Annotated in this window: 13 protein-coding genes; 7 read left to right on the forward strand and 6 right to left on the reverse strand. The window is 37.5% G+C overall.

Annotated elements, in window-relative coordinates:
- Positions 1-86: 86 nt before the first annotated feature.
- Positions 87-569, reverse strand: coding sequence for a glutathione peroxidase (locus tag OLW01_RS05810; RefSeq protein WP_268075788.1), 483 nt, complete (start codon positions 567-569; stop codon positions 87-89).
- 263 nt (positions 570-832) lie between these two features.
- Between OLW01_RS05810 and fadI the strand changes: the two genes are divergently transcribed.
- From fadI to OLW01_RS05825, 3 genes are all read left to right on the forward strand, one after another.
- Positions 833-2,143, forward strand: a complete 1,311-nt coding sequence (gene fadI / locus OLW01_RS05815; protein WP_268075789.1) for an acetyl-CoA C-acyltransferase FadI — start codon at positions 833-835, stop codon at positions 2,141-2,143.
- Positions 2,143-4,290, forward strand: coding sequence for a fatty acid oxidation complex subunit alpha FadJ (gene fadJ / locus OLW01_RS05820; protein ID WP_268075790.1), 2,148 nt, complete (start codon positions 2,143-2,145; stop codon positions 4,288-4,290). Before fadI ends, fadJ begins: the two co-directional genes overlap by 1 nt.
- 200 nt (positions 4,291-4,490) lie before the next feature.
- Positions 4,491-5,264: a glucosaminidase domain-containing protein gene (locus OLW01_RS05825; RefSeq protein ID WP_268075791.1), complete on the forward strand. Its 774-nt coding sequence runs from the start codon at positions 4,491-4,493 to the stop codon at positions 5,262-5,264.
- A gap of 149 nt (positions 5,265-5,413) precedes the next feature.
- On the opposite strand, the gene OLW01_RS05830 is transcribed toward OLW01_RS05825, so the two are convergent.
- Entirely contained in the window at positions 5,414-6,250 is an 837-nt protein-coding gene (locus OLW01_RS05830) for a CvfB family protein (RefSeq protein ID WP_268075792.1), read from the reverse strand.
- 131 nt (positions 6,251-6,381) lie between these two features.
- On the opposite strand from OLW01_RS05830, the gene OLW01_RS05835 reads away from it, so the two are divergent.
- Positions 6,382-6,681 (forward strand): hypothetical protein, encoded by a 300-nt coding sequence (locus tag OLW01_RS05835; protein ID WP_268075793.1) that lies wholly within the window; start codon positions 6,382-6,384, stop codon positions 6,679-6,681.
- An 81-nt stretch (positions 6,682-6,762) separates the two neighbouring features.
- On the opposite strand, the gene dsbB is transcribed toward OLW01_RS05835, so the two are convergent.
- Positions 6,763-7,272 carry a disulfide bond formation protein DsbB gene (gene dsbB / locus OLW01_RS05840; protein WP_268075794.1) on the reverse strand — a complete coding sequence of 170 codons (510 nt, stop codon included), beginning with the start codon at positions 7,270-7,272 and terminating at the stop codon, positions 6,763-6,765.
- 494 nt (positions 7,273-7,766) lie between these two features.
- On the opposite strand from dsbB, the gene OLW01_RS05845 reads away from it, so the two are divergent.
- Genes OLW01_RS05845 through lolE form a run of 3 tightly spaced genes read left to right on the forward strand, consistent with a single transcriptional unit; the run spans position 7,767 to position 10,933 of the window.
- Positions 7,767-9,002, forward strand: a complete 1,236-nt coding sequence (locus tag OLW01_RS05845) for a lipoprotein-releasing ABC transporter permease subunit (RefSeq protein ID WP_268075795.1) — start codon at positions 7,767-7,769, stop codon at positions 9,000-9,002.
- A complete protein-coding gene (gene lolD / locus OLW01_RS05850) occupies positions 8,995-9,699 on the forward strand; it encodes a lipoprotein-releasing ABC transporter ATP-binding protein LolD (protein ID WP_268075796.1) in 705 nt (234 codons plus the stop codon). Before OLW01_RS05845 ends, lolD begins: the two co-directional genes overlap by 8 nt.
- Positions 9,692-10,933 carry a lipoprotein-releasing ABC transporter permease subunit LolE gene (gene lolE / locus OLW01_RS05855; protein WP_268075797.1) on the forward strand — a complete coding sequence of 414 codons (1,242 nt, stop codon included), beginning with the start codon at positions 9,692-9,694 and terminating at the stop codon, positions 10,931-10,933. Before lolD ends, lolE begins: the two co-directional genes overlap by 8 nt.
- A 12-nt stretch (positions 10,934-10,945) precedes the next feature.
- Here lolE and OLW01_RS05860 read toward each other — a convergent pair whose 3' ends face one another.
- The 3 genes from OLW01_RS05860 to OLW01_RS05870 all read right to left on the reverse strand — a co-directional run bounded on the left by OLW01_RS05860 (position 10,946) and on the right by OLW01_RS05870 (position 14,284).
- Positions 10,946-12,553 carry a GGDEF domain-containing protein gene (locus OLW01_RS05860; RefSeq protein ID WP_268075798.1) on the reverse strand — a complete coding sequence of 536 codons (1,608 nt, stop codon included), beginning with the start codon at positions 12,551-12,553 and terminating at the stop codon, positions 10,946-10,948.
- A 361-nt stretch (positions 12,554-12,914) separates the two neighbouring features.
- On the reverse strand, positions 12,915-13,178 hold the full coding sequence (locus OLW01_RS05865; protein WP_268075799.1) for a DUF3081 family protein: 264 nt from the start codon (positions 13,176-13,178) through the stop codon (positions 12,915-12,917).
- Between the two features lie 158 nt (positions 13,179-13,336).
- Positions 13,337-14,284, reverse strand: coding sequence for a ribose-phosphate pyrophosphokinase (locus tag OLW01_RS05870; RefSeq protein WP_268075800.1), 948 nt, complete (start codon positions 14,282-14,284; stop codon positions 13,337-13,339).
- Positions 14,285-14,345: the final 61 nt, after the last annotated feature.

Genomic DNA, 14,345 nt, shown 5'->3' on the forward strand with positions numbered 1-14,345 from the left:
GCTTAGACAAAAAAAAGAAACCAAAACTTGTGAAAAGTCACATTTTCATTAACGAAAGGCAATTTAATTTTAATTAAACCCGTTGTTTATGAATGAGTAAAAACTGCTAAATCTTTTTCAATTTCGTGAGGCTTATCGGTTGGCGCGTACCTTTTAACTACGTCGCCGGTTGGATTAACTAAAAATTTAGTAAAATTCCATTTGATGGCTTTACTGCCCAAAATACCGGTTTTCTCCGATTTTAAAAATTTAAACAAAGGATCCGCGTTGTCGCCGTTCACGTCAATTTTTGCCATCAATGGAAAACTGATTTTAAATTTCTGCTCACAGAAATTTTGGATTGATTGGTTATCGCCTGGCTCTTGTTGACCAAATTGATTACAAGGAAAAGCTAACACTTCTAAATTGGGTTGGTATTGCTGATATAAAGCTTCCAGTCCTTCGTATTGGGATGTAAAGCCACATTCGCTAGCCGTATTTACAATGAGCAACCATTTACCTTGATAGTCATTTAGAGACAAAGTTTCACCATTCGATTGAGTAACTGAAAATTGATAAATCTGGCTCATGATATGCTCCACTTAGTTAATTGAACTTGAATTTTTAAGCTATGATTACTGTCTATAATAACTATGACAGTATCACTTAAAAAATCAAACCACTCATTTTTAAACAAGTGTTTTAATTTTGTAAAAAACAACATACAATCAAAGTCAAGTAATCTCAATGTTAGACGGGTATATGGCTATTATTTACTGAAAAAGTATATTTTATTTTTTGCTCTAAAATGAGGTTAAGTACTATGGCTTTTTTTCAAATGTGAGGGAACCAAATGTCACAATCAACTGCTTGTAAAACGCACGACGGACAGCGTATTGCTGTTATTACTGGATTAAGAACCCCTTTTGCTAAACAAGCAACCGCTTATCATGGGGTATCAGCATTAGATCTGGGTAAAATGCTCGTAAATGAACTTATGGTTAAGCACGATTTTGACCCCAAAATGGTCGAACAACTTGTGTTTGGTCAAGTTATTCAAATGCCGGAAGCGCCTAACATTGCACGTGAGATTGTATTGGGCACGGGAATGGACGTTAATACCGATGCTTACTCTGTTTCAAGAGCTTGTGCAACGAGTTTTCAATCAACCGTTAGTGTCACTGAAGCGATTTTATCTGGTCAAATCAGTTGCGGCATAGCAGGTGGTGCTGACTCTTCTTCTGTTTTACCGATTGGCGTGTCGAAAAATTTAGCAAAAATGTTAGTTGATTTAAACAAAGCTAAAAGCTTACAAGCTAAATTAGGATTATTAAAAGCATTTCGAATGTCAGATTTAGTTCCGGTCCCGCCTGCAGTTGCCGAATACTCGACAGGCTTGAGTATGGGACAAACCGCAGAGCAAATGGCTAAATCGCACAAAATTAGTCGTCAAGCACAAGATGAACTGGCACACCGTTCACATGATTTAGCTGCAAAAGCATGGCAAAGTAATCTATTAGCTGATGAAGTGATGACAGCTTACCCTGAACCTTACAAAACATTTCTATCACAAGATAATAATGTTCGCTTTAATTCAGATTTAGCCTCATATCGAAAACTAAAACCTGCATTTGACAAACGCCATGGCAGCGTAACAGCTGCTAACTCTACACCGTTAACAGATGGGGCGGCTGCGGTATTATTAATGCGTGAAGACAGAGCAAAAGCACTAGGGTATAAACCACTCGGTTATATTCACAGTTATGCTTTTAGCGCCATAGATGTTTGGCATGATATGCTGATGGGGCCATCTTATGCGACCCCTAAATTACTTGATAAAGTGGGCATGGAACTTAACGATTTTGAATTAATTGAAATGCATGAAGCCTTTGCAGCACAAACTTTGGCTAATATAAAAATGTTTGACAGCAAAAAATTTGCACAAGAAAAATTAAACCGTTCACAGAAAATTGGTGAAATTAATATGGACAAGTTTAACGTTAACGGCGGCTCAATCGCCTATGGACATCCGTTTGCTGCAACTGGCGCACGGCTCATTACCCAAACATTAAATGAACTTAAAAGACGAGGCGGTGGGCTTGGCTTAACCACAGCTTGTGCCGCGGGTGGTTTGGGTGTTGCTATGGTATTGGAGGCTGAATAATGAATAAACTACAACATTTTTCACTATCAATTGAAGCTGACAATATTGCGATTATTCGGCTAAATGTTCCAGACGAAAGTATGAATGTATTGTCGCGCCAAACCATGCAAGAAATAGAAACCTTGCTGGATGAAATAGAAAAAAACAATAGTATTCAAGGCGTGGTATTAACGAGCGGTAAACCCGATTCTTTTATTGCGGGTGCGGATGTCAAAATGATTTCAAGCTGTAAAAATGCTGAAGAATCAGAAGAACTGGCTCGGTCAGGGCAATCTATTTTCGCTCGAATTGAAAAATCATCTATTCCATTTGTAGCCGCTATACATGGTATTTGCTTAGGCGGCGGTTTAGAGTTTTCGCTCGCTTGCCATTATCGAGTTGCAACAGATGATGAAAAAACACAACTTGGCTTGCCAGAAGTCAAATTAGGGTTATTACCAGGTAGTGGTGGTACGCAAAGGTTACCTAAATTAGTAGGCGTTCAAGCTGCTTTAGATATGATGCTAACCGGGAAACAAGTTCGCGCAAAATCTGCGTTTAAGATGGGGCTAGTGGATGATTTAGTCCCCAAAAGCATATTACTTGATACCGCTAAAAAATTAGCCTTATGTGGGTTTTCAAAGCGCAAAGCACCTAAGCAAAAAGCTTGGGTCAAAGCATTAGAAAAAAATTCATTTGGGCGCGGCATTTTATTTGATCAAGCGCTTAAACAAGTAGAGAAAAAAACACATGGTAATTACCCCGCCCCAAAACGCATCATTGAGGTAGTTCGAATTGGTATTGAAAATGGCACAGTACAAGGTTATTTAGCAGAAGCAAAGGGGTTTGGCGACTTATCTCAAACGCCGCAAAGTTTCCAACTTAGGCAATTGTTTTTAGCAACGACTGATCATAAAAAATCGCAATCAGAACGTATTAAAGCGGCTTCTAACATTGAAAAGGTGGCAGTGTTAGGTGGTGGTTTAATGGGCGGTGGTATTGCACATGTTAGTGCAACTAAAGCTAAGTTACCGGTGCGCATTAAAGATATTAAAGAAGAAGGTATTTTACAGGCTTTGCGTCATAGCCATGAGTTACTTGATAAAAAAGTAAAGCGTCGGTTTATTCGCAAATCAGTCGCACAAAAGCAAATGAACTTGTTAACTGGCAGCACGGATTACGCAAGTTTTTCACAGCGAGATATAGTGATAGAGGCGGTATTTGAAGACTTAGCGCTAAAACAAACCATGCTGCAAGATATTGAGCAAGAATGTAAAGCTGACACTATTTTTGCCTCAAATACTTCGTCTTTACCAATAGCGGATATTGCCTCAAATGCTAAGCGGCCAGAAAACGTAGTTGGCTTACATTATTTTTCACCAGCTGAAAAAATGCCTTTGGTAGAAATTATTCCGCATTCTCAAACCAGTGAAAAAACGATTGCGACGGTATTAGATTTTGCCCGAAAACAAGGTAAAACCCCTATTGTGGTAAAAGATTGCGCAGGTTTTTATGTAAATCGTATTTTAGCAATTTACATTAATGAAGCCGCTCAACTGCTAATGGAAGGCGAACCTATTGATGTTATTGATAACTCACTAGTTCAATTTGGATTTCCGGTTGGGCCATTAAAATTATTGGATGAGGTGGGAATTGATGTTGGTACTAAAATAATTCCTATTTTAGAATCGGCTTATGGTGAGCGATTTACGCCTCCATCTGGTTTAGATACGATTTTAGCGGATGACCGTAAAGGGAAAAAGAACAAAAAAGGGTTTTACAATTATCATCAGCAAAATAAGTGGTTAAATAAAGTTAAGCCAGCACCTGTTATTGATGAATCTATTTATGATTTACTTAACTTAGATGCCGCACAATCACTTAATCAAGAAGAGATAGCCGAGCGTTGTTTAGTTCAAATGTTAAATGAAGCTGCTCGCTGTCTGGAAGAAGGGGTCATTAATAGTCCTCAAGATGGTGATATAGGCGCAATATTTGGTATTGGTTTTCCACCGTTTTTAGGCGGTCCATTTAGATATATGGATACTTATGGAATCGCCAATTTAGTTGAACGCTTACAAAGCTTTCAACTTAGATTTGGAGACCGTTTTGCACCAGCTCAAATATTGTTAGACTACGAAGTTGAAAATAAATTGTTTTATTCGTAATTAAATGTTCAAGCGCGCGGCAAATAAATTTGCTGCGCGCTCCCTCTCTTTTATCTCCTTGCGCGTTGCCAGCTTATTTGCCTAAAAACTCGTTTTATTAAACTTTTGTACTAAACTTTAAACATAATTTTTATATAAGTTACATGGAGTTGTAGTTAAAAATAATCAATATGGACGTTGTAATAAGGAGACGTTCGTTTATGAAAAGCACCATCAAAGCACTAGGGTATACATTAATTAGTTTTATAGTAGTCGCACTGGTCGTGATCTTTGTGGTAGCTGTACAGTCAAAAAAAGTGGTCCTTCCAGAGCGGCCTGCTTTTGCACAGTATGCAGCAGGGATTGAGCGTAAAACCGTATTTTTTGAATATATGGCTCAACTGGTCAATTATAATAATCAAGAAATTTTAAAAGAACGTAATACACTGCTAGATCATCAAGCGCATGCGGGTAATCTCTGGTGGTTTGAAAAAGAAGAAGTGTTTGACATTGCAAGCCGTTATAATCTTGAATTTTTTGATATTAATAAACCAGAAGATTGGGCTCAACTGGTTAAGCGAGTTGATATAGTACCAACTTCTTTAGCTTTAGCGCAGTCGGCTAATGAGAGTGCGTGGGGGCTGTCTCGATTTGCGCAAAAAGGGCATAACTATTTTGGTCAGTGGTGTTATAAAAAAGGGTGTGGTTTTGTTCCAAGTCGACGTAATACTGGCGCAGTACATGAAGTTGCACGATTTAACACACCAATCGAATCGGTCAAGTCTTATATGCGTAATATCAATACCCATAGAGCTTATAAATCATTAAGAAACATTCGGGCTAAATTACGCGCTCAAAACAAAGCGATAACGGGCTTAGCTTTAGCGACTGGTTTACTTCAATATTCAGAAAAGCGTGAAGTGTATGTAAACGAAATCAAGCATATGATTAGATACAATAAATTGGATCAGTTAGATTCGGTAATCTATAAATAAAACGCTTAAATGCTTTGAGCTTTTATCACTTAATTAGGTTAAAATTTAATAGCCAGTATTAATTGTTTAATACTGGCTATTTTATCTATTATTAATAAAGTTAACGATTTTGTTCAAAAACATCATTTGAACCTAAGCTTAATTAAAGTCTAATCGTCTTTAAGTAAAGTGATGCCCTGTTTTTCTATTTTTATGACACCCGCTTTATATAAGCCACCTATAGTGCGTTTAAACGCAGCTTTACTCATACCAAAGGTTTGATAAATTAGTTCAGGATCTGATTTATCATTAACTGGCGAAAAGCCATTGTTGTTGGTTAAATAGTTTTCAATTATTTTTGCGTATTTATCCCGAGTTTCTTGCCCACCTTGTAAGGTTAAGTCAATTTTTCCATCCGGCCTAACTTGTTTTATAAACCCTTTTTTATATTGGCCAAAACTCAAACGCTGAAATACGTCACCTCGGTATAAAACCCCCCAATGGCTGTGATCAACGATTGCTTTAAAGCCTAAATCTGTGGTGTTGGCAATGACTAAATCAACGGCTTGGTTGGTTTTGTATTCGGCTGGCGTTTGGTCTAAAAACTTATCGATTTTAGCAGATGCAACCACTCGGTTGTCGTATTTATCTTGATATAGATAAACCAAATAAGATTCGCCTACTAACATAGGGCGTTTTTGTTCTTTAACGGGTACTAAAACATCTTTATCAAGCCCCCAATCAACAAATGCGCCAAAGTCGGTTGTTTCTGTGACTGTTAAATAAGCAAATTGACCTATTTCGGCTTTTGGTTTTTGCATTGTTGCAATAGGGCGATCTTTAGAATCTAAATATAAAAAAACCGTAATTTCGTCGCCGATATCAAATATTTTTTTTGCATGTTTGCGAGGTAATAAAATTTCGCCTAAATTTTTAGCATCTAAATAATAGCCAAAATCGACGACTTTAATCACTGTTAACGGATAAGTTTTACCTAAAGAAATCATAACAGACTCTTATTAAATCAAATTGCAGCGATTATATACCTTTGTGGCGTTGGCTTATAGTTAAACTTAACTTGGGAAAGTGGTTAATTTATGCCATTATCAATGAGTTTTGATTAAGCTATTTTAGGTTTATGCATTTTTTTAAACAAATTTTAATCGGCTGTTTAGCCGCTTGCATGATTATTGCGATAGCTGCTGGTATTTATTGGTTATTCCACGCAGGTGAGCGTTATTTAGATGCAAGTTATTCTACTAACCCTATAACTAGCCCAATTTTGTGGCTAGTTATTATTATAGCGGCGTTAATTGCGCTGGTAACTCGGTTTTGGCGTGTCTATCAAGAAAAACGATTTATTAAACGCTTTCATCAGTATAAAAAAATGCAAAACAAAGCGGCTAGAAATAAGGTGTCACATAATAAAACTCAGTGAATGTATACACCGAGCTTTATTAAGAGATAAAATTTTTCGAGTACCCGCAAAGCTAACTTGATTGAGTTAAGATGGGGTATATTAAATTTGTTTAAATTTAACTAAATGATAGAGCGGGACCAAGCAAAATACCGCCAGGTAAAGTCCAAATATCAGTTGCATCCATTGAGGCATACTTAAGCTTAAAAATTGCCAGTCTATAGATCCGCAATCTCCTCTTACTTCAAATAATGCCGGAAACCATACATCTGGTGCAAACCAGCTTGGAAAATCAGGCATAAAAGCGCAACCGGCAAACGGATTTGGATTGGTTTGTATATCGACATGTTCAGAAGCAATTTTATACCCCCAGCCTGCAAAAAATATCCCGGATAGGTAGCTTATTAATCGAGTGAATTTTTCAGTTGGGAAAATAAGCGCAGGTAAACTGGCAATAAATACCCCCCAGAGCGCAAGCCGTTGGTAAATGCATTTTATGCAAGGCTCTAATCCCATTGCATATTGAAAATATAAAGCGATTAATTCGAGGATTAATGCTGAGCTAGATAAAATAAACCAAGCTAGCCGACTTTGATTAAATTGTAACGACATCTAGTTTCCTATCAATAAATCCGAGCAAACTCGGGGTAAAATTGGGCCTCAATAGTGAGTTATCAGAGTTTAGGTTGAGTATTTTAGTTCAGTTAGTTATTCATTTTATTATTTTTAGGGTGTGAGCTGAAGTCAGTTTATGATGCTCAAGCAAACCGCAAATTAACCATGGTTACCACTAACCGATAAGGTAGCGCCTGATATGCTCATCTTACATATAATAACCTAAGTAAAGGCGCTAAGTGCAGGTTAATCAAAATAAAAAATACGAACTTTACCAGCAAAATATTATTTTAATTAAAGAACAAGTTATCTTAAAACTAGAGTAATTTTAACTTATCCGCTAGCAAATTAATCCATGATGGTCATTATTTGGAACTTATCTTAGTAAACTGATTCAAATTGAACTGACTTTATAAAGATAACTATAGGATTAGCTTATAAAATTCGCTATAGTTTCGCGCAAATTTTCGCGGTTTATCTTGAGGAACCTTTTGTTTAATTCAACTAGCTTGTTTATTGCTCATCGCTACAGCCGTGGAAGCCATTCGAACAAATTTATTTCGTTTATCACTTTCTTTTCTGTTGCTGGTATTAGTTTAGGAGTGATTGCGTTAATTACCGTCATATCGGTTATGAACGGTTTCGAAAGTGAACTGAAAAAACGTATTTTAGGCGTTATCCCGCATATGGTTGTGCAAATACCTGATAACCAGATGAATGAGCGGCAAGAATTACTCGACCAATTAAAACAACAAACTGATGTTGTTGGTGTGACGCCGTTTCAGCAGGAAGCTGGTTTAGTGCAGTCACCGCAAGATATGCGAGCAATATATGTCCAAGGGATAGATCCTGATGCGTCAGCTAAATATTCCATTATTGCCTCTAATGTTATCCGCGGAGAGTTTAATCAGCTCAAGCCACGTGCCTACAATGTGGTTATTGCTCAACCTTTGGCTGATCAATTAAATGTGAGAGTGGGCGATAAAATTCGAGTTATGCTAGCCAAAGGTAGCGTGTATACACCGATGGGCCGGATGCCAGTGCAACGTAATTTTACCGTAAGCGCTACTTTTAATGCTGGCTCAGATGTCGATTCTAACGTTGTGCTGATTAATATCGTAGATTTAAATCGTATGCTCAGAAAAAAACAGGATGAGTTGAACAGCTACCGATTATATTTGGACGATGCATTTAATTTAAATTTAGTTAAGCAAAATTTAACCCAGCAATTTCCTGGACTCAAGGTGAGTGACTGGCGAGCGACAAAAGGTGAATTGTTCGAAGCGGTTAAAATGGAAAAAAACATGATGTGGATGATGTTAGCGCTAATTATTGCCGTCGCGACTTTTAATATTGTATCCGCACTGGTTATGGTTGTGAATGATAAGCGTGTAGAAATTGCATCACTTAAAACCATAGGAATGACAAACCGACAATTGATTCTGGTGTTTGTACTACAAGGTATGTACAAAGGTTGTGTTGGTGCTGTTATTGGCACAGTGTTTGGGATTTTACTGACCTTTAATTTAAATCCGATTATGTCTTTATTAGGTGTAGGGGTTTTTGCAAACCCCGCTTACGCAATGCAAGGTTTACCTATTGATTTGCATTGGCATCAAGTTGCTTACATTGCCAGCTCAGCGATTGCTATGAGCTTAATTGCTACTTTGTATCCTGCATATAGAGCCGCTAAAACAAACCCAGCAGAGATTTTACGCTATGAATAACCCAATTTTTGAATGCAAAAACCTAAAAAAAGTATATCACGACGGTGCTTCTGAAATTGTAGTGCTAAACGAGCTTGATTTAACCTTACACGCGGCAGAAAATATTGCGATAGTCGGCAGTTCAGGATCAGGAAAAAGCAGTTTACTCCATATAATGGGTGCACTCGATTCACCCACCTCTGGCCAAGTGCTGTTTAATGGTCAAGATATTCATCAACTTTCTGAGCAAAAACAAGCTTTATTCCGCAATAAAAATTTAGGTTTTGTTTATCAATTCCATCATTTATTAGGTGAATTTAGTGCACTAGAAAATGTGGCTATGCCACTGCTAATTGCTAAACATAGTATGGCTAGTGCTGAAAAAGCCGCAAAATCTATGTTAGACAGAGTAGGGTTACCACACAGGTTTAAACATAAACCTAGTGAACTATCTGGCGGTGAGCGCCAACGGGTCGCAATCGCCAGAGCATTAGTTCATCAACCTAATTTAGTGCTTGCAGACGAGCCTACCGGTAATTTAGATGCTGAAAACGCAGCGGCTGTTTTTGATTTAATCCTGCAGCTAAAAAATGAATTATCAACCTGCTTTGTATTTGTAACGCATGATTTAAGTTTAGCAAATAAAATGGATAGACAATTTAAATTGAGCTCGGGTCAATTATCTAAGCTACATGCAGAAGTGATCGAGCATGGGTAATTTAGCATTTAAAATTGGTTTAAGATATGCACGAAGTCAGGCACATAATCGCTTTATTCGATTTATTTCAGCATCTTCAACTATTGGGATAGCGTTAGGTTGTTGCGTGTTGATTTGGGTGTTATCTGCTATGAATGGCTTTGAACGTGAGCTTAAAAATAGGTTACTTTCGGTTGTCCCGCATATTGAATTTAGTGCGGTCAATGCCACTGGGATTACTGATTGGCAGTCAATAGCAGCAAATTTAACCCAAAACAAAGAAGTTTTAGGGGTGGCACCTTTTGTCCGTTTTAGTGGCCTGATTCAAAATCAAAATGCGTTAAAACCTGTCGAAATCAGAGGAATTGATTGGCAAGCTGAACAACAAGTATCAGATTTAAAAAGTTATGTATCGGCTAACGCAATAGCGCGTTTTCAAAATAAAGAGGGCGTTATTTTGGGCGCGGGATTAGCTGAATCTTTAAATTTATCAATCGGCGATAATTTTGATGTTTTAGTTCCTCAGCTGGATAAAGATAAACGGTTATTACCGCCTAAATCAATTCGTTTTGAGTTAATTGGTTTATTAAAAACAGGTGGGCAATTAGATCATGCAGTGGGCTTTACGCAACTACCGTTAGCGGCTAAAGCAACAGGCTGGACACAAGGTGTACAGGGGATACGTCTGAAAATTGATGATGTATTTAATGCTAGCAAAATTGCAAATGAGCTAGGTTATAGTTTGCCTGTTTATGTGTATGTACAAGATTGGACACGCCAATTTGGTCATGTTTATAACGATATCCAGCTAGTTAGAAGCATTATGTACCTGATTTTAGCGTTGGTGATAGCGGTTGCTTGTTTTAATATTGTGTCGACTTTAGTGATGGCAGTAAATGAAAAGCAAGGCGATATTGCTATTTTGCGAACCATGGGGATGCCTGCTAATAGCGTGGTACAAACCTTTATGTTACAAGGGCTTTATCATGGGTTGTTAGGGACCAGTGTAGGGGTTGGTTTTGGGGTTCTTGGTGGATTTTATTTAAGCGATTGGCTTGCATGGTTTGAGCGATTAATTGGTTTTCAATTTTTATCTAGTGATATTTATTTTATTGACTTTTTGCCCACACAATTGGTTTGGAGTGATGTATGGATAACGGCCGTTGTTGCGATTGTTATGTCGTTACTTGCAACTATTTATCCGGCTTTAAAAGCTGCTACAGTTGATCCGGCTCAGGTTGTTGGCAAGGTATAACGGCTTGCCTGTTTAATTTTTTTCAAATGAATCAATAGAGATAATGTTTTGACTATCGGCAAAACAAAGCTGATTTCGGCCTTGGTTTTTCGCTTTATATAAGGCTTTATCTGCGGCTTTAATTAGCTCATCATTATCAATTGTATAATTAACTGTAAATGCCACACCCATTGATAAGGTAATTGATCTTGTGTCTGATAATTTATAGTCTGTCAGGGCTTTGGATACTCGGTCAAAAAAAGTTTGAATTTGAGATTTATTCATTTTAGGGCATAAAAGTGCAAATTCTTCACCGCCTAACCTGGCAACAATGTCAGATTCTCTAGACATATCTGTTAGGGTTTTTGAAACCCACTTTAATGCTTTATCACCTTCATCGTGCCCGAGCGAGTCATTAACGCTTTTAAAGTGATCTATATCAACCATAATAAATGCCGCGCTGGTTTCTGGCTGATTGGGAGTCCATTGCTTTAATTTTTTAAAAAAGTAACGTCGATTCCATAAGTCTGTTAAAGGATCTGTATGGGCTTTTTTATCAAGAGCGTCCCGTAAGCGAATGCGGGATAAATTTAAAGATAAATTCTGACATAAAAAAACGAGCTGAGTACTGTAGGTATTTTCTACATGTTGGTAATCTTGTTGATTAAAATAAAGTGTGAGTACCCCATAAATACTGGTTTGGCTCATGAGTGGAAAACACTTTACAAAATCAGATGTGTTTTTCATTTGCTGCTTTACATGTAAACACTGAGTGCTGGAATTGTCGGCTAAATAAGGCTTGCTGGTTCTAAGTGCCCAGCAATCCAGCATGTCGAATTGCTCTCGTTGTGAATGGTTTATTGGGTCAAGTCGGATTTCAGTTTTTACATTAGGTAAAATATGAGCCAAAAATTGCAGGCTTATATTTTCCGCTTCGGTTTGAGAATTTGCAACCGATAAGCAAGAACTGGTCTGCTGCAGATCAATATAGGATTGTGCGGTTTCGGTTATTTTGCTTTTTAACTCTTGGGTATGTCGAGATGCCAGTCGGCTTATTTTATTTCGTTCGGAAAACAAGCTTAACCAGTAAAAAGTTACTAAGGTTAATAAAAATGCAGCCACTTGCACTCGGATATTAATAATGAGTTGATTGATTGCTTTGTTATTTTGACCTACCCGAATGATTAAATTTTGATTATCGTTAGTGGTGAAGTAAGTTGTAAAAAAGCTGGCTGAATATTGCTGATTTTCATCATAACGGCTCAAATGCAAACTGTTATTTTGGTTGTTAAGAGCTTTAATTTCAGGTAACGAAGCTAGGTTTTCTACTTTGCTGATTTCACTCCAATGTAATCGAGTGTCCACTAATAGTTCACCGTCAGGCGCTATAATTGAAGTATAAAATGAGTTGTCTTGCATTTGTGAAAAAACTTGCTGAGTTTCATGGTAAGCAGGCTCAAGCTCTTTTACATAAATTTGCTTAAAGACTTCTGAGTAAATTTTTGCAAATTGTTCCAGTCGTTTCTGCTGTTGTTGCTTTAATTGATTCTCTACAAAATATTGAATGCAAATAATGGCAAATAGCATCACTATGGTTGAAAACCAAAACGATTTGGTTTTTTTAAAATGTATTAAGTTCATTGAGTAGTCTCGAGTCAGCTACTGTTAATGATGCATTGTTGCGATTATTGCACAGGTTATGCATTACCATAGTTAATGATGCATTGTTGCGATTATTGCACAGGTTATGCATTACCATATATTTATTGAGGCTTAGTTCTTAGTTCAGTCAAGATAAAAGCCGCGCTGTCTGTAGTTTCTATTTTTATTTTTTATAGTTTTTAAGAGTGAGAGTGGATAAAGTTAAGCTTAGTAAATTAGGCGGGATATTCAATATATAAAATATTAATATAATTAAAATATGTTTCGTTATTTGTACACCTAGAATTAATGAACAAATAAATAAACCGGTTATGCAGTATAACCGGCTGTTGCAATCGCTTTAATTAGACTTTTCGCGATATACATCTAATAATTTATTGGTAAAATCTTCTGCTTCAACACCATTTCGATAATCTAAATGATAACTATGATGAAAGCCTAACGTTAAAGTGACATAGGGGTCTTTAATGCAAATGTTGTAACCTTCTTGATCACTATTGGCAATTAAACCATGGTGATACCAGCCATCTTCTTTTTCAATTCCCTTTTCTTGAATAATCGCGAAAACACGGTAAATCATTTTACTATCTAAACTGTTTTTCATTTTTAGCTCCTATCCTATGGTTTTTTCGATACCTTAACTTTATATGGGGATGGGTTGGGCATAAAAAAAGCCATGTGGTGAAAAATCACAACATGGCTTAATAAAAAAACTAATTTGTTCACATATTTGAGCTCACGCTAAAAAGGCGAAAAGGGTAACTAACCTTCAAACATGGCAGAAATAGATTCTTCATTACTAACGCGGCGAATTGCTTCAGCTAGCATTGAACTTAATGTGCGCTGTACTACTTTATCTAACTTAGCCATCGCGGGATCTAGCGGAATACTGTCTGTGACGATAAGTTTATCGATTTGTGAATCACGGATGTTTTCAACCGCATTGCCAGAAAATACAGGGTGGGTTGCGTAAGCAAATACTTGATTAGCCCCTTTTTCTTTTAGTGCAGCAGCGGCTTTTGATAAGGTGCCACCCGTATCTATCATATCGTCGACAATAATGCAGTCTCGGCCTTGAACATCCCCAATAATATGCATTACTTGAGCAACGTTGGCGCGAGGGCGACGTTTATCAATAATGGCTAAATCACAATCATCAAACTGTTTTGCAATTGCCCGCGCACGTACTACACCACCAATATCTGGCGATACAATAACTGGGTTTTCAAATTTTTGCTCAGACATGTGGTCAAGCAAAATTGGACTGCCAAATACATTATCAACAGGCACATCAAAAAAGCCTTGGATCTGCTCAGCATGTAAATCAACCGTCATAACACGGTCAACACCCACATTTGATAAAAAGTCTGCGATGACTTTGGCAGTAATCGGAACACGAGCAGAACGGACTCGTCTGTCTTGGCGTGCGTAACCAAAATAAGGAATTACCGCAGTGATACGGCCTGCTGAAGCACGACGTAACGCATCGATCATGACAATCAGTTCCATTAAATTGTCATTCGTAGGAGCGCAAGTTGACTGGATGATAAAAACATCTGCACCGCGAACGTTTTCATTAATCTGAACGCTAATTTCACCATCGCTAAAACGACCGACAACAGCCGAGCCTAGCTTAGTGTATAGGCGATCCGCGATTCTCTGAGCCAGCTCAGGGGTTGCGTTTCCTGTGAAAATTTTCATATCAGGCACGGTAATAAACCTCAGGCAATATCAATAAATATAGTACTTACAAATTAGTCTAATCAGTGTA

Origin of the sequence: Catenovulum adriaticum (assembly GCF_026725475.1) — a bacterium.
Classification (GTDB): domain Bacteria; phylum Pseudomonadota; class Gammaproteobacteria; order Enterobacterales; family Alteromonadaceae; genus Catenovulum; species Catenovulum adriaticum.

Excerpts from the sequence above, each read along its gene's own strand:
- fadI (WP_268075789.1), top strand. The coding sequence starts at position 833 with ATGTCACAATCAACTGCTTGTAAAACGCACGACGGACAGCGTATTGCT.
- OLW01_RS05825 (WP_268075791.1), top strand. The coding sequence starts at position 4,491 with ATGAAAAGCACCATCAAAGCACTAGGGTATACATTAATTAGTTTTATA.
- OLW01_RS05835 (WP_268075793.1), top strand. The coding sequence starts at position 6,382 with ATGCATTTTTTTAAACAAATTTTAATCGGCTGTTTAGCCGCTTGCATG.
- dsbB (WP_268075794.1), bottom strand. The coding sequence starts at position 7,272 with ATGTCGTTACAATTTAATCAAAGTCGGCTAGCTTGGTTTATTTTATCT.
- OLW01_RS05865 (WP_268075799.1), bottom strand. The coding sequence starts at position 13,178 with ATGAAAAACAGTTTAGATAGTAAAATGATTTACCGTGTTTTCGCGATT.
- OLW01_RS05810 (WP_268075788.1), bottom strand. The coding sequence starts at position 569 with ATGAGCCAGATTTATCAATTTTCAGTTACTCAATCGAATGGTGAAACT.
- fadJ (WP_268075790.1), top strand. The coding sequence starts at position 2,143 with ATGAATAAACTACAACATTTTTCACTATCAATTGAAGCTGACAATATT.
- OLW01_RS05830 (WP_268075792.1), bottom strand. The coding sequence starts at position 6,250 with ATGATTTCTTTAGGTAAAACTTATCCGTTAACAGTGATTAAAGTCGTC.
- lolE (WP_268075797.1), top strand. The coding sequence starts at position 9,692 with ATGGGTAATTTAGCATTTAAAATTGGTTTAAGATATGCACGAAGTCAG.
- lolD (WP_268075796.1), top strand. The coding sequence starts at position 8,995 with ATGAATAACCCAATTTTTGAATGCAAAAACCTAAAAAAAGTATATCAC.
- OLW01_RS05860 (WP_268075798.1), bottom strand. The coding sequence starts at position 12,553 with ATGAACTTAATACATTTTAAAAAAACCAAATCGTTTTGGTTTTCAACC.